This window comes from Nonomuraea sp. NPDC049784, from assembly GCF_040659615.1.
Classification (GTDB): Bacteria; Actinomycetota; Actinomycetes; order Streptosporangiales; family Streptosporangiaceae; genus Nonomuraea.
In genome coordinates, this window is the sequence record NZ_JBFAMX010000032.1 from 23802 (window position 1) to 41126 (window position 17325).

General features: G+C 69.5%; 14 protein-coding genes and 1 pseudogene. 6 read left to right on the forward strand and 9 right to left on the reverse strand.

Annotated elements, in window-relative coordinates:
• Positions 1 to 669 precede the first annotated feature (669 nt).
• On the forward strand, positions 670 to 1686 hold the full coding sequence (locus tag AB0J09_RS10830; protein WP_360688527.1) for an EamA family transporter: 1017 nt from the start codon (positions 670 to 672) through the stop codon (positions 1684 to 1686).
• Here AB0J09_RS10830 and AB0J09_RS10835 read toward each other — a convergent pair.
• Positions 1621 to 2982: pseudogene (locus tag AB0J09_RS10835) on the reverse strand (aminotransferase class III-fold pyridoxal phosphate-dependent enzyme); the annotation flags it as partial. The gene AB0J09_RS10830 and the pseudogene AB0J09_RS10835 overlap by 66 nt on opposite strands.
• Here AB0J09_RS10835 and AB0J09_RS10840 point away from each other — a divergent pair.
• Entirely contained in the window at positions 2966 to 3823 is an 858-nt protein-coding gene (locus AB0J09_RS10840) for a fumarylacetoacetate hydrolase family protein (RefSeq protein ID WP_360688530.1), read from the forward strand. The pseudogene AB0J09_RS10835 and the gene AB0J09_RS10840 sit on opposite strands and share 17 nt — an antisense overlap.
• Before the next feature lie 9 nt (positions 3824 to 3832).
• A complete protein-coding gene (locus AB0J09_RS10845; RefSeq protein WP_360688533.1) occupies positions 3833 to 4903 on the forward strand; it encodes an AraC family transcriptional regulator in 1071 nt (356 codons plus the stop codon).
• On the opposite strand, the gene AB0J09_RS10850 is transcribed toward AB0J09_RS10845, so the two are convergent.
• Genes AB0J09_RS10850 through AB0J09_RS10875 form a run of 6 tightly spaced genes read right to left on the reverse strand, consistent with a single transcriptional unit; the run spans position 4900 to position 11591 of the window.
• A complete protein-coding gene (locus AB0J09_RS10850; RefSeq protein ID WP_360688536.1) occupies positions 4900 to 6243 on the reverse strand; it encodes a GTP cyclohydrolase IIa in 1344 nt (447 codons plus the stop codon). The two genes, AB0J09_RS10845 and AB0J09_RS10850, sit on opposite strands and share 4 nt — an antisense overlap.
• Positions 6222 to 7028 carry an amidohydrolase family protein gene (locus AB0J09_RS10855; protein ID WP_360688539.1) on the reverse strand — a complete coding sequence of 269 codons (807 nt, stop codon included), beginning with the start codon at positions 7026 to 7028 and terminating at the stop codon, positions 6222 to 6224. Before AB0J09_RS10855 ends, AB0J09_RS10850 begins: the two co-directional genes overlap by 22 nt.
• Positions 7025 to 7762 (reverse strand): amidohydrolase family protein, encoded by a 738-nt coding sequence (locus tag AB0J09_RS10860; protein WP_360688542.1) that lies wholly within the window; start codon positions 7760 to 7762, stop codon positions 7025 to 7027. The genes AB0J09_RS10855 and AB0J09_RS10860 overlap by 4 nt, the downstream gene beginning before the upstream one ends.
• Positions 7746 to 9299 carry a heparinase II/III family protein gene (locus AB0J09_RS10865; protein WP_360688545.1) on the reverse strand — a complete coding sequence of 518 codons (1554 nt, stop codon included), beginning with the start codon at positions 9297 to 9299 and terminating at the stop codon, positions 7746 to 7748. The genes AB0J09_RS10860 and AB0J09_RS10865 overlap by 17 nt, the downstream gene beginning before the upstream one ends.
• A gap of 29 nt (positions 9300 to 9328) precedes the next feature.
• Positions 9329 to 10330, reverse strand: coding sequence for a Gfo/Idh/MocA family oxidoreductase (locus AB0J09_RS10870; RefSeq protein ID WP_360688548.1), 1002 nt, complete (start codon positions 10328 to 10330; stop codon positions 9329 to 9331).
• Complete coding sequence (locus AB0J09_RS10875; protein WP_360688565.1) at positions 10314 to 11591, reverse strand: extracellular solute-binding protein; 1278 nt, start codon at positions 11589 to 11591, stop codon at positions 10314 to 10316. Before AB0J09_RS10875 ends, AB0J09_RS10870 begins: the two co-directional genes overlap by 17 nt.
• 209 nt (positions 11592 to 11800) lie before the next feature.
• Between AB0J09_RS10875 and AB0J09_RS10880 the strand changes: the two genes are divergently transcribed.
• From AB0J09_RS10880 to AB0J09_RS10890, 3 genes are read left to right on the forward strand one after another with little or no spacing between them, the layout of a single operon-like run.
• The gene (locus AB0J09_RS10880; RefSeq protein WP_360688551.1) at positions 11801 to 12688 is read left to right on the forward strand and encodes a sugar ABC transporter permease; all 888 of its coding nucleotides are present in this window, start codon (positions 11801 to 11803) and stop codon (positions 12686 to 12688) included.
• Positions 12685 to 13518 carry a carbohydrate ABC transporter permease gene (locus tag AB0J09_RS10885; protein ID WP_360688554.1) on the forward strand — a complete coding sequence of 278 codons (834 nt, stop codon included), beginning with the start codon at positions 12685 to 12687 and terminating at the stop codon, positions 13516 to 13518. Before AB0J09_RS10880 ends, AB0J09_RS10885 begins: the two co-directional genes overlap by 4 nt.
• 27 nt (positions 13519 to 13545) lie before the next feature.
• Positions 13546 to 15069: a hypothetical protein gene (locus AB0J09_RS10890; RefSeq protein ID WP_360688557.1), complete on the forward strand. Its 1524-nt coding sequence runs from the start codon at positions 13546 to 13548 to the stop codon at positions 15067 to 15069.
• On the opposite strand, the gene hisC is transcribed toward AB0J09_RS10890, so the two are convergent.
• Entirely contained in the window at positions 15070 to 16128 is a 1059-nt protein-coding gene (gene hisC / locus AB0J09_RS10895; RefSeq protein WP_360688560.1) for a histidinol-phosphate transaminase, read from the reverse strand.
• Between the two features lie 48 nt (positions 16129 to 16176).
• Positions 16177 to 17325, reverse strand: a 1149-nt coding sequence (locus AB0J09_RS10900) for a serine/threonine-protein kinase (protein ID WP_360688563.1), incomplete at its 5' end; no start/stop codon positions are given.

Here is a 17325-nt window from a genome sequence, read left to right on the forward strand (position 1 = left end):
GGGGGAGACGATGATATTGACAACCAATGTCATCTTTGCGAACTCACACATTGACTCCAGTGAAGTTATTGGTTGACCCGTGTAGATGCGGGTATGTTCTCGGACGCCCCCGATCGACAAGATTCGGACGGGGGCGCCAAATTATTCGAGCGCGTTGAGTCGCTCGTTCGGTGTGCGCGTTTCTGGCCGCGGTGGCGCGGTTTCATCCAACACCATGTGCCTCGGGGAGCCCTTGCCGCTCGGGAGGCGGGATCCGTGGTAGCGATCCGGCCGGTTTCGGGCTGATTTGCTGCGCTTTGCGGGTCTGTGCGGGCCGCTGGCGGCTCGGGACGTCCTCCGTATACCCGCACTGCCGCAAGGCCCTTCAGTGAGCCTTTGAGGACGTTGTGCGGCCCACTCGGCAGGCGCAGACGATGTCGGACACCGGGCGGCACGGGTGACGCCGTTGTGTGCGGCGCCCTCGATGTGGCCCTGGTCCCAGCTCTCCTGACTGCGCGAGTCGACGACCACGATGCCGGGGACCCCGCGGCCGCGGTGGACGCTCGGCCTCGAAGGCCAGGCCGACGCCACAGTGGGCAGGGCGGCGGCGTTGTCGGCGTTGGGGAATTGTCACAGCCCGGTCCGATACCCGCCGGAATACGTCAGTGCCGACCTGTATTGTCATCAGTCATGAAGGCGAACACCACTGACAGTCGCGCGCTCATGGTCTGGGGCGCCTTGGCGATCGTCTATGTGGTGTGGGGTTCGACGTATCTCGGGATCGGCATCGCGATCGAGTCGATCCCGCCCATGCTCAGCGCGGCTCTGCGGTTCATCACCGCCGCCGCCCTGCTCGCCGGTTTCCTGCTGGTGCGGTCAGGGCCGGCGGCGTTCAAGATGTCGCGCAGGCAGGCCCTCGGCGCGGCTCTCGCGGGCGTACTCCTGCTGACCACGGGCAACGGGCTGCTGGCGGTGGCCGAGCAGTACATCTCCACGGGCCTGTCCGCGCTCCTGGTGGCCTCGGTGCCGCTGTGGCTGGTCGTGTTCAGATTCGCCGTGCGCGACCGTCCCAAGGTGCTCACGCTCGCGGGCGTGCTGGTCGGGCTCGTAGGGGTCGGGGCGCTGTCGCTGACCGGCGCCCAGGGCGGCAGTGGCGTCGGGATCGTGGTCGTGCTGCTCGCCTCGGTGTCATGGGCCGTGGGCTCGTTCCTGTCGAGCAGGATCGAGATGCCCGCCAACGCGCTCGCCACCAGCGTGATCGAGATGGTCGTGGGTGGTGCCGGGCTGCTGGTGCTCGGCACCGGGTTCGGTGAGCGGCTCGACGTGTCGGCCGTCACCACCAGATCCTGGGTGGCGCTGGCCTACCTGGTCCTGGTGGGGTCCCTGATCGGTTTCACCGCGTTCTCGTGGCTGCTGGGCAACGCCCCCATCTCGCTGGTCTCCACCTACGCCTACGTCAACCCGGCCGTGGCGGTCGCGCTCGGCACGCTCGTGCTGCACGAGCCGCTCACGACCCAGGTGGTCGCCGGCGGCCTGGTCATCCTGGTCGGCGTGGCACTGGTGATCTCAACCGAGCGGAAGGGATCGAAGCGCGTCCTCGAAGACCTCGACGGTGGCGGCGACGTCCGCCTCGGTGTGAGCGGTGGACAGGAACCACAGTCCGCGCGGCACCATGTTGACCCCGCGGTCGAGCAGCGCGGCGTGTAGGCGGGCCATCATGGCGCGGTCGGTCCTGGCGAAGTCGCGGTAGTCGCGCACCGCGGACTGGTCGGTGAAGTACGTCTGGAAGACCGGCCCGGGCCCGTCCACCAGCATCGGGACACCCGCCCTTGCCGCGGCCTCGCGCAGGCCGCTCATGAGCTGCCGGCCCCGGGCGTAGAGGGTGCCGTAGACCTCCTCGCGCTGCTCGTCCAGGATGCGGAGGGTGGCCTCGGCGGCGGCGATGCCGACGGGCTGCGAGTTGAACGTCCCCGCGTGCGCGACCTTGCCCGAGGAGATGGCGTCCATCACAAATGCCCGCCCCGCCAGCGCGGACACCTGCATGCCGCCCGCCATCGCCTTGCCGAAGACCGACAGGTCGGGGCTGACGCCGAGGTACTCCTGCGCGCCTCCGGGGGCGAGCCGGAAACCGGTGATGATCTCGTCGAAGATCAGCAGGCTGCCGTGGCGGTCGCACAGCTCGCGCACCGCCTGGAGGTAGCCGGGATCCGGCTCGATGGCGCCGGTGTTGCAGAGCACCGGCTCCGTGACGATGGCGGCGATCTGTCCCGCGTGCTCCTCCATGAGGCGGGTGAGCGCGTCCAGGTCGTTCCAGGGGCAGATCACCAGGTCGGCGGCGGGTGGCTGGCCCGCGGTGCCGGGGACGGCGCGAGGGTGGTCCTGCGGGCCCGCGTCGTCCAGGGACGGGTGCACGCTGTAGAGGACCGGGTCGAGCCAGCCGTGGTAGTGGCCCTCGAACTTGAGGATCTTGGGGCGTCCTGTGAAGCCGCGCGCCAGCCGCCAGGCGGCGTGCGCGGCCTCGGAGCCGACGGTGTTGAAGCGGACGCGTTCCGCCGAAGGCACCATCGAGCACAACTGCTCGGCGACGCGGGCCTCCGCCGCGTGCTGGGCGGAGTAGACGATGCCGCGGGCCACCTGCGCGGTGACGGCCTCCACCACGGCGGGCGGGCAGTGACCGAGCAGCGCGGGGCCCTGGCCGAGCACGTAGTCGATGTAGGCGTTGCCGTCGACGTCCCAGAGCCTGGCCCCCGATGCCCTGTCCACGTAGAGCGGCACGCCCGCGGTACGGCGGGCGTCGCTCGAGACGCCGCCTGCGATGTAACGCTGGGCAGTGGTGTAGAGGTCGCGCGTGGCATCCAGAGTCCGGGTCATGCCGACCATCAAACGGCGACATATTGCCTGACGACAAGAAAGAGAGCAAGAAGCGGGTCGTAAGCGCAAATTTCGGTTCTTGTGGAGGTCACTGGCCCTTGATGGGCTTACGGACATGTTTCTTGGACGCATTCGGCGTACCCCCTCCGGCCCCGTCGAGCTGGTGGCCCGGCGCGCGGCCGGTGAGCTGGTGAGCCTGGCCGGCCTCGGCCCAGATCTCGGATCAGACCCGGTGGCGGCCCTGGATACGTACGGGCTCGACCGCCTGACGGGGCTGGTGGCTGGCCATGACGGCCCCACGCTGGACGAGAGCGCGGTGATCTTCGAGCCGCCCGTGGCCACCTGCACGAAGATCTGCTGCCTGGCGCTGAACTACCAGGAGCACGCGGACGAGAGCGGCCTGGAGGTCCCGCCGGAGCCGGTGCTGTTCTTCAAGCCGCCGTCCGCGCTCGTGGGCCACAACCACCCGGTCATCGCCCCCGCCCGCACCCGCCATCTGGAGCACGAGGTCGAGCTGGCCGTGGTCATCGGCAAGGTGACCAGGGATCTGCCGGCCGAGAGGTGGCGCGAGGCGGTCGCCGGATACACCGTGATCAACGACATGACGGCCCGCGACCTGCAACTGGCCAATATCGCCCGCAACGTGCCGTGGGACCAGTCAAAGGGCTTCGACACCTTCGCGCCCGCGGGCCCGTACCTGGCGACGGTGGACGAAGTGCCCGACCCGCAGGCGCTCGAGCTGACCCTGGAGGTGGACGGCCAGGTCAGGCAGCGGGCCAACACCAGGCAGATGGTCTTCGACCTCCCGCGGCTCATCGCCGATCTGTCCGACGGGATGACGCTGATGCCGGGCGACCTCATCGCGACCGGCACCATCGCCGGGATCGCCCCGCTCAAGGACGGCGACACCATGCGGGCCACGGTGGAGAAAATCGGGACGCTGGTGAATACGGTCAAATTTCGGTCCGCCTAAAGTAGGGGCATGACCTACGCTGTGGCCGCCCTGGTGGACATCGACGACTTCATGGTTTCTGAGCAGGCTCGGGGGCGGTCGTGGGCGCATCGCCAGCTCCAGCACGCCGACCAGGCGGTGCGCGCGGCCACCAGCGGCCGCCCGGGGGCGACCTGCCGCTCGCAGCCGCCGGAGGAGTGGCTCGTCCTGCTGACGGGCGCCGATCCCGACGCGCTGATGTCAGACGCGGCCGCGCTGGCGGAGGAGGTACGGGCCAGGATCGTCCGCGAGACGGCGTGGACCGCCACCGTCAGTCTGGGCTCCCCCAGCGTGGGCGCGATCGCGGCCGAGCGGGACGCCCGGCGGGTCAACGGCTACAAGCTCGTGCTCGGTGGCGACCGGGTGATCGAACCGCCCTCCGGCGGCGGTGTGGCCACGACGCCGCCCGTACGGATCGAGCGGGAGCTGACCAGGCGCGTCCGCGCGGGCGACAGCAACGGCGCGGCGGGGCTGCTGGCGAGCTGGGTCGACAGGTGCGCCCGCGATGCCGACCCCCAGACCCTGCGCAACTGGCTCATCGGGCAGTTGCTGTTCGTCGTGGACGTGGCCAACCGGGCCAGGCTGGCCGACGGCTCGACCGACTGGGTCGTGGCGTGCGCCCGGCTGCCCATCGAGGACATCATCACGGTCGGCGACATCCACGAGCGCTCCTACCTGCACATGTGGCTGCGCGAGACGCTCGGGCGGCTGATGCCCGAGCCGCCGCGCAGGGACGTGCTCGCGCTCGCGGAGTCGTACATGGCCGAGCATTACACCGACGCCGGGCTCCGCCTGGCGACGGTGGCGGAGGCGGTGAGCGCGAGCCCGTTCTACATCTCGCACCTGTTCGCGGAGGAGCGCCGCACCACGTTCCTGCGCCACCTGACGAGCCTGCGCCTGCGGCATGCGCGCCGGCTGCTCTCCACCTCCACCCTGTCGGTGGACGTGATCGCCGCGCACACCGGCTACCCGAGCGCCAAGGCGTTGCGGACCGCGTTCAGCCGGTACGTCGGCTGCTCTCCCACCGAGTACCGCCGGGCCGGATTCCGGCCCGGCGCCTAGCCCCTCACGAGCCGGTACGGCTGACGGGGCCTGCCTGCCTGGGTGCCCTTGACCGGGGGCATCGGCCAGGCCAGCCCCTCCTCCGCGAGGCTCTGGAGGACCCGGCGGGCACTGCGAGGAGAGATCGCCAGCACGTCCGCGACGACCTCGGCGTCGACCACCATCGTGTCGCCGTCGTGGAGGCCTTCCATCAGGCGTTCAAGCAGTTTGGCCGCCTTTGTGGTGACGACGGGCTCGCTCTCCTGTCGCCGGCGCCTGCGCACCGGCAGCGACAGCACGGTGCCGTCGCCACTGACCAGGTACGCGGCTGCGGCCCCCGCGTTGCGCGCCTTCTCGACGGCCGCCAGCGCGTTGGCGTCGGCGTCGCGGGCCGTGCTGCCGAGCCCGATGCCGACCTCGACGTCGACCCCCACGTCGGAGCGGATCCGGTCCATGAACGGCGCCATCCTGAACCCCTCGGTGGCCTGGCCGAGAGCGCCGACGGTGGCGGTGACGACGTAGCTGTTGTCGTCGCGGGGCACCACGGTGGCGCCCATCAGCCGCGCGTCGGCGAGCAGCGACCGGTGCAGCGACAGCTTCAGCTCCTGCTGCCAGTAGTTGCCCGGCCCGGAGTAACTGGGCTTGGCGGAGGCGGCGATCTCGACGACCACGATGGCGATCTGCGCGTCCTCCAGCCTGCTGCCGGTGCCGAGCAGGGCGGCGGTGTTGAGCGCGATGCGCAACGTGTGAGAGGTCGGCAGGAGGCGCAGCACGGGGACCCCGGCGGCGGTCAGCTTGTTGGCGACGCTCCTTATCGTGGTGAGCGCCGCGGTGGTCTCACCCTGGCGGTAGAGCTGCTCGTGGAAGGCGCTGAAGCGGCGGGCCGACTCCGGCCGGTCGTACTCGGAAAGGTGCACGCCGGCCGTGCTAACGCCGATCTCGCTGTACGCCTCCTCCACGTCGGCGGCGGGCAGCGAGTCGATGCTCACCCTGGACGGGTCGATCCCGTGGCTGAGCACCCCGCGCAGCAGGCTGGCGTACAGGCTGGCCCCGCTCATGGGCACGAACGTGGCGGGGACGGGCAGCTCGCCCGCTTGCCTGGCCAGGTCGTGCTGGAGGGGCCCGGTGAACAGCACCACGTCGATGCTGTCGGCGATCCTCGAGAACTTCTCGTAGGTCTCGTGCTCCTCGGCATGCGGCGCGCCGACCAGCCGCCAGTCCGCGGCGGCCGGAAGGTCGGCGCCGATCATCATGATCTCTTCGACGAGATCGTGCGGCCCTACGACCCCGATCGTCACCCTGGGCCGCGATTCCGAACGCAGCCGATCCATGATCTTGATCACCCCAGTCCAGATCTCCACTGAAGCAAGCGGGTCATCGTCGCACCGAGCACCGCGGCCTGGTCCCCCTCTGCGAGGCCACTGAAGATTACCCTCCCCAGGGAGATCCGAAGATCGATGAAGGGAAAGTCGGATCCGTAGACGACTCGGTCGTGACCGACCTCCCGCACCATCCTGGCGATGTCGGGCCCGGTGTTGAAGGACCCGCACACCTCCAGAATGACCCCTTGATGCCGCTGCGCCACCTCGATGGCCTTCTCGAAACCTAGCGGGGTCGCGCCCGCGTGCCCTGCGACGATCACCGCGTCAGGGTGCTCCGACGCGACGGCGTCCACCGCGGCCAGATCGTTGTAGGGGGAGCCGTCGTAGGTGTGGGTGAGCACCGGGCAGCCGGTGCGCTGCGCGAACTCCCACACGCGGGCGTAGCGCCTGCCGGTGAGCGGGTAGTCGTGCAGGTCGGGGTGGAGTTTGATGCCGCCGAAGCGCGGATCCGCGCTCCATTTGTCCAGCTCGCCGTCGGGATCCTGCCAGGGATTGATCGTCAGGTATCCGGTGAACCGATCCGGCGCGCGTTCCACAGCCTCGGCGGTCGCGGCGTTCCCCGCTGCCGCGTCGAGCTGGATCGCCAGGTGGCTGGAGATGACGGCGTGCGCCACGCCGCACCTGTCCATCACCCTGACCATCGCGTCGGAGGAGGACTCGGGGATGAAGAACAGGCTGTAGGGGCCGGCGTGCGCGTGCGCGTCGACGATCCGGACACTGGTCTGCGGGCGCCGCTGCCACAGCGCCGAGGTGATCGCGTTCACACCGCCTCCACGGGCAGCAGTCCCAGCAGGGTGCCGGCGCCGATGGTGGCCACGGCGTCGTCGTCGAGCTCCGCCCACAGCAGCCGGGTGACCGCCTCGGCGGGGTCCCTGAGCGGTGCCCCTGTGCCGAAGACGAGACGGCGGACGCCGTACCGCTCGACGAGCCATTCGAGCCCACAGTGCGAGGACAGGTTGGCCAGCCCCAGGTAAACGTTGCCGGTGCGGGAGAGCACCCCGCCCGCCTGCCTCAGCTGGCGGTAGCCGAGCGCTCCGACCACGACCTTCAGCTCCGGGTGCGCGATGGAGACGGACTCGACGGCGGGCCAACTGGTCTGGGCCGCGTCCACGAGCAGCGGGAGCCCGGCTTCCGCGATGGCGGCGAGCATGGCCGCGCAGTCGCCGCCCGCGAGTTCGTAGCCGTGGTCGGCGGGGTAGGCGCGGACGGCGCACACCCCGCCCTCCAGCGCCGCGGTCACGAACTCGTCCGGTGTGCCGGTCTCGCCGCAGGTGTCGGGGAGCATCACCCAGCAGGGACGCAGCCTGGGCCGGCCGGCCACCAGGCGGAGCAGCTCCCTGTTGCCCGTCGCGGGGTCGTGCAGCCACGAGAGGGTATGGCTGACCACGGCCTCCGCGATGCCGAAGCGGTCCATTCTGTCCAGCGCCTCCGTGATCGAGCCCGTGCCCGCTTCCCTGCGGGGGTAGCGGCCGAGCATCGCGTCAGCGTCGATCAGCATGAACCGTCCAATCTTCGGGGATAGAGGGGAGCTCGTCTCGGTAGGGGAAGATGCCGACGGTGAACCTGCCGTCGGCGCGCCTCAGGCCGAGCGAGTGGATCTCGCCGTACTCGGCGGTCCTGGTGGCAGGGTCCGGGATCCTGGCCGGACCCGTCCCGTACAGCACCTCGTCGGGTGGTTCCAGAGGCACCACGAGGATGCCCGGGCCACGGGTGCCCGCGAATCCGCCGTCGCGCTCCACCCACGGCGTCAGGCCGTGGACCTGCCAGACCGCCTCCGCGTCGATCCGGTCGGTGACGATCCAGTACGGGTCATCGCCCTTGACGAAGACGATCTCGCGGTCATGCCGCGCGCTGTAGCCGTGGTGGTGCCCGGCGAAGACGTCGGCCTCCGCGGAGACGGAGAACAGGTCACAGGCGGCGCGGCGGTCCTCGGTGTAGTCCTCGCCCGGCACGAGCAGCGTGTTGTGCGCCCTGGTCGCCTGGTACCAGTCGTAGTAGCCGGGGTCGTCGTAGGACGGCGGACCGCCCCCTTCCCAGGCCAGCGGCACACCCCAGCCCGACAGCACGAAGTCGAGCGCCGCGTGGTGGCTGTGCGGCTCGAGCTCGTGCCCGACGTACGGACCGTAGTTGACGACGGTGTGGAAGTCGCCGTGGCGGAAGGTCGCGTAGCCGCTGGCCTCCAGGTTGTGGGAGCCCTCGACCGGCTCGACGCCCTCCGGCCAGATCAGGCCGCTGTCCTGCAGGTGTGGCACCCAGCCGCCGGACGCCGTGAGGACGCTCAGCCAGCGGTACATGGCCTGGCGGCGCGGGTGCCGCGCGAGCGAGGGCTCGACGGCCACGGCCCGTTCGAGGTTCTCCAGGCACATGAGGTGGTAGCTGGGCGAGCGCTCGTGGTGGCCGCCGTCGGCGCGCACGTCCCGGTCGAGGTGCTCCAGGATGCGGGCCATGGCGACCTCGGCCCACTGCCCCGCCTCGGGGAGGTCGGCGAACACCCTGGCCGTGTGCAGCAGCTCGCACGCGTTGACGAACTGCCAGTTGCCGTGGCGGAACTCGTCGTGCTCCTCGGCCGACCACCTGGCGCCGCCGAGGACTGTCTTCATCATCCGCAACCAGCACTCGTCGCTCAGCGCCGGCTCGTCCGCGAAGACGGCCAGCGCCTCGGTGACGTACATGGCGCGGGCGCGGACGCCGAGCGAATACCAGACCACGTCGAGCCCCGGCCAGTCACCCTTGACCCGGTCGCGGTCGTCGTACCACTGGCGGAACAGGCGGTCCCACTCGGCGGCGTAGCGGGGGTCCCGGGTCTCGGCGTAGGCCGTGATCAGCGGGGACATCCAGCGCAGGTAGTGGAAGCCGTACAGCAGCGAGCGGCCGTGGCCCTTGTCGAGGAAGTCGACCTCGATCCCGAGCAGGGCGTCCGCGCCCTCCGCACCGAGGGCCGCCGGGACCGGCCGTCGCCGTCGCCAGGCCCTGGCCTCGGCGACGCCGCTCGTTCCGAGCGCTTCGAGGAGCGCTTCGTCAGTGATGTGCCGCATGCGCGTGGGATGCACGTGCGGCGGTTTCTCTACGAACATGTCACCGGCCGTCCGGTGCGGGCGGACTTGTGCGCGGCGGCGAGCACGGCTGTCACGTGCCGCGAGCTCTCCACGCTGATCAGCGGCTCGGCGCCGGTGCGGGCGCAGTCGACGAAGTGGTGGATCGCGTCGCGGTAGGCGCCCGCGGGGATGCCGTGCACGACCCGCTGGAGCATGTTGCGCGGGTAGGAGTAGGACTTCTCGGTGGCGAGCTGGATGTTCTCCTTCTGCCTGTCGAGCTGGATGACGCCCGACTCGCCGGCCACGGTGATGTAGCTGTCGACCATGGTCGGGAAGGTGTTCGGGTAGATCCAGGCCGACTCGAAGGTGGCGACGGCGCCCCGGCTGAAGCGGGCCTGGATCTGCATCGCGTCGGGGGTGTCGATGCCCATCCCGCGCAGCTTGCCGTGGCGGGCGGTGGCGAACACCTCCACCACGTGGTCGTCGTAGAGCCAGGTGACCAGGTCGATGTCGTGGCTCGACAGGAACCAGGCGCAGGTCGTCCGGTCGGCCCAGCCGATCATCTCGGTGGGCACGTAGATCGTGTCGTCCTTGCGGGCGTAGCCCACGACCGGCTCACCGATCAGCTCCATCTGCTGCTTGGCCTGCGCGTAGGCGGGCACCCAGCGGTGGTTGAACAGGCACATCGCGGTGACGCCCGCCTGCCGGACCGCGGCCACGGAGCGGTCGGCGTCCTCGACTGTGGTCGTGAACGGCTTCTCGACCAGGATGTGCACCCCGGCCTCCGCCGCCGCCACCATCACGTCCGCGTGCAGGTGGTCGGGGGTGGTGATCGACACGGCGTCGACCGTGCCGGACGCGAGCAGTTCGCGGTAGCCGGGGTAGACGGTCGCCTGCGGGGCGGCGTCGAGAGCGTGCCGCGCGACGGCTGTGACCTCGGCGTCCGGGTGGGCGGACAGGACCTCGGCGTGGCCGCGACCCATGATCCCGGCCCCGACGATCCCGACTCTGAGCTTAGGCAAGTGCGTCATTCCACTGTTTCTCTGCGGCGTCGAGCGCCTCCTTGGCGCTCTTCGATCCTTGGAGGAAGGCTCTGATCTCCTCGGCCAGCGACTCCGCCAGTTCGGCGTCCTTGGCCGTGCCCAGCGGGACGTACTCCAGCTTCGGCAGACCCTTGACGATCACCTGGCGGGCCACGTCCATCGGGTCGTCGCCGCCGGCGCCGGTGAAGAAGGCGTCCTTGGTGGAGGAGATCGTCGAGGGGTAGATCGGCACCAGCTTGCAGAACGCGAGCTGATTGGCCCCGTTGGTGAAGAACTTGATGAACTCGGCCGCCGCCCGCTGATGCTTCGACGCCTTGGGGATGGCCATGGTCTGCTGGGCGAGCAGCAGGTATCCGCCGGTCTTGGTCTGCACGGCCTCGGTGACGAGCAGGTCCTTGTAGACGTCGGGAGCGTTCTTCTGGATGTTGACCAGCGTCGCAGCCGCCGCGCTCGCCGCCATCGCGAGCTGGCCGTTCTCCAGGGTCTGCGGGAAGTTCCTGACCTCCTTGGAGACCGTTCCCGGTGCGAGGCCGTGCTTGTCGTAGCTCTTCTTGAACGTGTCCAGCAGCTCGGCGACCTCGGGCGTGTTGAACGCCGCCTTCTTCTTGTCGGCGCTCAGCAGGTCGATGCCGTAGTAGCGCAGCACTGAAGCTGCGTTGACGCCGGGGATGTCGTTGGTGCCGTAGACCTTGGTCTCGGCGTAGACCTTGTCGGCCAGGGCGAGCGCCTCGGCGTACGACTTCGGCGGGGCCTTCTCGTCGAAGCCCGCCTTGCTGACGACGGACTTGCGGTAGATGCCCACGGGCGTGCCGCCGTTGTACCACGGCACGGCGTACAGCTTGCCCGACACGCGCAGCGGCTCGACCAGGTTCGGCTGGAAGTCGGCGAGGTCGGCGGGCTTGAGCAGCTCGTCGAGAGGCGCCAGCGACGGGGTGAACCTGCCGAGGTCGGGGGAGGCGATGTTGACCGCGTCGGGGACGTCGCCGCTGGCGACCGCAGCGAGCAGCTTGGTCGCGATGTCCTGCCCGGGCACGTCGACCCACTTGACGGTGACCTTGGGGTGGTCCTTCTGGTACTGGGCGATCAGACCGTCGATGTATGCGCCGAAGTTCTTCTTCAGGTTGATCGTCCAGAATTCGACCTCGCCCTCGAACGGCTGGTCATCCGCTTGCCCCCCGGACGTGCTGCCCGAGGTTCCGGCGACGCAGCCGGACGACATGAGAGCCAGCGCGAGCGCGCCTGCCCCCACCAAGGCTCTTCTCCTCAACACCCGGGACCTCCTGCCAAATTATGGCCGTCCTTAATGATTCTTTCGGCACGATGTCAGTCCCTGGCCTAGCGCGTCAAGAGCCAGATCTTGACGGTCATCTTTGGCCGTCTATAGGCTGCGTCAAAATTCCGGCCAACTCTTATCGAGACTTTGGACGTCACTATTAAAGATCGAAGGATGTGAGGCCGGTGGCCACCAGCCGGATTCCAGGGCAGCGCTGGTACACGCCGTACCTCTTCCCGATACCGGCCCTGGTGCTGTTCGGGGTGTTCTTCGCCTGGCCGGCCGTCACCGCGCTTCAGCTCTCCTTCACCGACTACGACGGCGTCAGCCCGCCCGTCTTCACCGGGCTGGACAACTTCGTCAAGATCTTCGACGACGCCCGGTTCTGGACCGCCCTGCGCAACTCGCTGGTGTTCTTCGTGGGGCTGTTCCCGCTGCTCGTCGTGTTCCCGCTGCCGCTGGCCGTGCTGGTCAACCAGAAGCTGCCCGGCATCAGGACGTTCAGGATGCTCTACTACCTGCCGGTCGTGACCTCGATGGTCGCGGTCGCGGTGACCTGGAACTACGTCTTCCACCAGCAAGGCGTCGTCAACTGGCTGCTCACCGGCTTCGGCATCCTGGACCAGCCCATCCAGTACCTCCTCGACCCCGTCTGGGCGCTGCCCGCGCTGACCCTGGTCGAGGGCTGGAAGAACATGGGCGTCTACATGATGATCTATCTCGCGGGCCTCCAGACGATCCCGTCGGACCTCTACGAGGCCGCCAAGATAGACGGCGCCAACGGCTGGCACCGGATGCGGCGCATCACCGTCCCGCTGATGGTCCCCTACATCGCGGTCACCATCACGATGGCCATGCTCGACGCGATGCAGGCGTTCACCACCGTCTTCGTGATGACCAAGGGCGGCCCGCAGGACGCCACCCTGATGCTCGGCTACTACATCTGGTCCGAGGCGTTCGAGAAGTACGACATGGGCTACGCCAGCGCCGTCGGCCTCGTCCTGTGGGTCCTGCTGATCGTGATGGCCCTGCTCAACTACCGGCTCACCAGTGGAAAGAAGGACGAGCGTTGACTCACAGGCTCGGCTGGTGGATGCGCCGCATAGGCATGTACGTGCTGCTCACCGCGATCGCCCTGGTGTTCGTCGGCCCGTTTCTCGTCCTGCTGTCGGCGGCGTTGAAGCCGGCGGGCCAGCCCGTCTTCTCCTTCCCGCCGGACATCATCCCCCGGCCCCCCGTGCTCACCTGGGCCAAGGAGGCGTGGACGGCCATCCCGTTCCCGCGCTACCTGTTCAACTCGGTGCTCCTCGTCGCGGTGATGGTGCCGCTCTACATCCTGGTCTCGGCCCTGTGCGCGTACCCGCTGGCACAGATGGTCTTCCGCGGCCGGAGCCTGATCTTCTTCGCGATCCTCGCCACCATGTTCATGCCCGGCGAGGTCATGCTGCTGCCGAGGTTCCTGGTGGTCTCCCAGATCGGGATGGCCGACAGCTACCTGGGAGTGATCCTGCCCGGCCTGCTCTCGGCGTTCGGGATCTTCCTGCTCCGGCAGACCTTCGCCGGGGTGCCGCGCGAGGTGGTGGACGCCGCCAGGACCGACGGCTGCCACGAACTACGCATCTTCTGGCACGTCATGCTGCCCGCCGCCCGCCCCACTCTGGCCATCCTCGCCGTCTTCGGCTTCATCTCGGTCTGGAACAGCTTCATCTGGCCGATGGTCGTGCTGAAGGACTCCTCGCTGTATCCCGTCTCGCTGGGGATCGCCTACCTGGCCGGAATCACCGGCACCGACGTCCGCAGCCTGGCGGCAGGCACGATCATCTCGATCCTGCCCGTCGTCGTCTTTTTCATGATCATGCAACGACACGTCCTGGAAGGCATGCGCGGCGCGGTCAAGAGCTGACGTCGCCCGCTCGTGAAAGGGTCATCCATGCTTACTCGCCGCCAATTCGGTCTGGGCGCGCTCTCCCTCGGCGTCCTGGCATTACCCGGCACGGCACGCGCCGCGGCAGGCTACGACTACACCGCGCGCGAAACGTTCGACCTGTTCGACAAGGTGTTCCGCGAGAGCGGCGCCCTGGGCCAGCCCACCGACACCAACGAGGCGGGCGGTCTCGGCTGGGGCGCGTCCTACGTGATGGCCGCCTACATCAGGATGTACGAGGCCTACCGCGACACCTCCTATCTGGACCGGCTCATCGACTATGCCGACCCCGTGCTGGGCAACCGTGACTCCGAGCGCGGCGTCACCGACTATCGCGGCCTGTCGCTGCCCGCCTGGCGCAGCCTCGTCTACAGCGCGGGCGGCGTGAGCCTGCTCGACGCGTCGGGGCAGCCGCTCCTCGAGGTGCGCAGCGCGCTGACCAACGTCAACGACGCGGTGGCCACCGTACGGGCGGGCACCTCGGAGGGGCGTTTCACGCTGGAGGTGAGCAACCCCGTCAAGAGCAAGGTGTCCACCTTCGCCGACCTGACGATGGACCCCGAAAGCCCCGACTACGCCGTGAAGCGGATCCTCGACGCCTACCCGTCGGCGACCATGGCGACGGCCAAGGACCTGCGGCCCTCGCCCGCGGGGGCCGCGATGCCGGCGCTGGGGACGTTCAAGCTGGCCGCCGCGCCGGTGATCTTCTCCGTGCACACCGGCATGATCACCTACCCGCTCGCGTCGTTCGTCCGGATCGTCCGCCGGGACCCGCGCCTGCGCGCCAACGCACGCTACCGCGCCAAGGCCGCCGAGTACCTCGAGGCGTGCCGGGCCGCCGCGGCCGCGCACGACCCCGAATGGGTGGCGGACGGCTACTACATCTGGCCCAAGGGCATGCCCGTCCCCTACGACGGCGTCGAGCAGCCCATCAACCAGAGCGTCTCCCTCGGCCAGACCTACGCGGAGCTGGCGGCGGCGACCGGCGAACCTCTCTTCCGTGACCGCACCCGCCTGCTGGCCGCCACGTTCGCCCGTGACCTCAAGGTCAACGACAAGGACGCCTACTACTGGCCGTACTGGCCCGGCTTCGGCAAGCTCTACAGCGGTTACACCAAGGCCGACGGCGTCTCCGAGTGGACCCCGTCCTACGGGTCGCCGCCCAAGGGCGCGCAGCAGATGGAGGACCTCAGCCACGGCGGGATCGACGTCGAGTTCGCCGCCGTCGCGCACCGATGGGGCCTCGGCTTCAGCGGCGGCGACATGGCCCGCTTCGCCCGCAGCTACACCAAGAACATGGCCACGACCGACAGCGGCGTCGCGACGACCTTCCTGAGGGTGGACGGCAGCGGCGGCCTGGCCCCCGCCGGGCAGTACCTCCAGGCGCCGCGCTTCATGCCGGTGGCCCGGTGGGACGAGGCACTGTTCACGCACGCGCTGGCGGTCTACGCCGACCACGCCGTCGAGTCGCAGTACGGCTCCACGCTGCTGTCGGTCGCCTACCTCAACTGGCAGGGCCGCCGCAGCTGATCAGCCGCGGAAGGCGCTCGCCGCCGCGAGGAACGCGTCGTTGGCCTCCGGGTCGCCGATCGACACGCGGGCGCCTTCCCCCGCGAACGGCCGCACGGCCACTCCTTCGACCGCGCATGCCGCGGCGAAGTCGAGAGTGCGCTCGCCGAGCCTGAGCCAGACGAAGTTCGCCTCGGTGGGCGGCACCGTCCAGCCCTGGGCGATGAGCGACTCGCGGACCCGCGTGCGCTCCTTGACCACCCGCTCGACCCGCTCCAGCAGCTCGTCCTCGGCCTTGAGCGAGGCGATGGCCGCCACCTGGGCGAGCTGGTTGACCGCGAACGGGATGATCGTCTTGCGCACGGCCGTCGCCACCGGCTCGTGCGCGATCATGTAGCCGACCCGCAGGCCCGCCAGCCCGTACGCCTTGGAGAACGTGCGCAGGACGCAGACGTTGGGCCGGTCGCGGTAGAGGGTGAGGCCGTCGGGGACGTCCTCGTCGCGCACGTACTCCCGGTAGGCCTCGTCCAGCACCACCAGCACGTGCTCGGGCACCCGGTCCAGGAACGCCTCCAGCGGCGCCCGGCGGATGGCGGTGCCGGTGGGGTTGTTCGGGTTGCAGACGAACACCATGCGGGTGTTGTCGTTGATCGCCTCCGCCATGGCGTCCAGGTCGTGGTCCTCACCGGCCAGCGGCACCATGACCGACTTCACCCCGGCCAGGTCAGCGAGCAGCGGGTACGCCTCGAACGACCGCCACGCGTACACGACCTCGACCCCGGGATCCCCGACCGACTCGAACAGCTGCTGCGCCACCGTGACGGACCCCGCGCCGAGAGCGATGTGCTCGAACGGCACGCCGAACCGCTCGGCGATGGCCTCGGTCAGCTCGACCGCGCCGGGGTCGGGATAGCGGTTGATCTGCCGCGCTCCCTCGGCGATGGCCTCGACCACGGACGGCAGCGGGTCGTACGGGGATTCGTTCGAGGACAGCTTGTACGACCGGCCGTCGGGGGCCACTACGGCCTTGCCCGGCTTGTAGGCGGCCATGGTGTCCAGGATCTGGCGGAAACGAGGCATGACCCAACCTTATGAGGCCCGGCAGGATGAGGCATCAACCAGGGCGCGCTAGCGATACTTGCCGATGGCCGCCGCGACCAGCTTGGCCGCCCGGTCGGCGGTGGCGAATCCGGGCTGCCGGTGGGTGAGGGTGAGCATCACCCAGGCGTTCGACAGGCGGAAGGAGATCTCCGTCCGGTAGAGCGGGGCCCCGAAGCTGATCGCCTTCTGGGTGAAGCTGTACGCCTCGTCACCGACGTCCGGCCCCTTGCGCACCTTGGTCCCCGGGACGCGCTTCGGCTCGTCCTTCATGGTCTTGACCAACTGCTCAAAATAGGCGGTACTGCCCCAGCTGGAGCGCATGGCCATGAGGGTCAGTGCGGTGCCGTCCCCCTTGTTCCACATGCAGCTGCTGGCGGCCATCCACTGGCGCTTGGCAGAGCCGCCCAGCAACGAGCGCACCTGGGCGCTGGTCAGCAGGTCACACGCCTCGAAGTCGCGTTTGATCTGCGGCGTGGCCGTCGTCGGCGGGCCGAATGTCGGCACGGAGTAGGTGATCCGGGGTGAGAGCGCGAAGCCGAGCATGCGGATGACGTTCGGAAACAGGTACGGCACGACCACGACCGACGCCGCCACGACCAGCACCATCGCCAGCACGGCACCCACGACGAGCTTGGTCCGGCCGCGTCGAGGCGGGCGTACCGGCCTGGTCTGCTTCTGTCTCGGTGCCGGGGCGGTCGCGGGGTTTCCCCGGGAAATGGCCTCCAGCGAGCCGGCCACCTCGTCCGGGAGGCAGCGCCGTTCCGGGTCCTTCTCCAGGACCGCGGCCAGCACGGGGGCGAGCGGCCCGGCCAGTCTGAAGGGGGCGGGCTCCTGCATCAGCACGGCCGCCAGCGTGGCGGCCGTGTTCGGACCGGCGAACGGCGGGCCGCCCTCCACCGCCGTGAAGAGCGTGGCGCCGAGCGACCACAGGTCGGCGGGCGGGCCGTCGGTCTCACCCCGCAGGCGCTCCGGGGCGATGTAGCCCGGGGAGCCGGTCAGGAACCCGGACTGGGTGAGCGCGGAGTCCCCGGCGATGGTCGCGATGCCGAAGTCGGTCAGCAGCACCCGCCCGTCGTCGGTGAGCATGACATTGGCGGGTTTGACGTCCCGGTGCAGGACGCCCGACGCGTGCGCGGCCCCGAGGGCGTCGAGCACCCGCAGGCCGATCCCGGCGAC

Bases quoted from the DNA above. Each gene is read 5' to 3' on its own strand.
- AB0J09_RS10830 (WP_360688527.1), top strand. From the start codon at position 670: ATGAAGGCGAACACCACTGACAGTCGCGCGCTCATGGTCTGGGGCGCC.
- AB0J09_RS10840 (WP_360688530.1), top strand. From the start codon at position 2,966: ATGTTTCTTGGACGCATTCGGCGTACCCCCTCCGGCCCCGTCGAGCTG.
- AB0J09_RS10845 (WP_360688533.1), top strand. From the start codon at position 3,833: ATGACCTACGCTGTGGCCGCCCTGGTGGACATCGACGACTTCATGGTT.
- AB0J09_RS10860 (WP_360688542.1), bottom strand. From the start codon at position 7,762: ATGCTGATCGACGCTGACGCGATGCTCGGCCGCTACCCCCGCAGGGAA.
- AB0J09_RS10865 (WP_360688545.1), bottom strand. From the start codon at position 9,299: ATGCGGCACATCACTGACGAAGCGCTCCTCGAAGCGCTCGGAACGAGC.
- AB0J09_RS10870 (WP_360688548.1), bottom strand. From the start codon at position 10,330: ATGACGCACTTGCCTAAGCTCAGAGTCGGGATCGTCGGGGCCGGGATC.
- AB0J09_RS10890 (WP_360688557.1), top strand. From the start codon at position 13,546: ATGCTTACTCGCCGCCAATTCGGTCTGGGCGCGCTCTCCCTCGGCGTC.
- hisC (WP_360688560.1), bottom strand. From the start codon at position 16,128: ATGCCTCGTTTCCGCCAGATCCTGGACACCATGGCCGCCTACAAGCCG.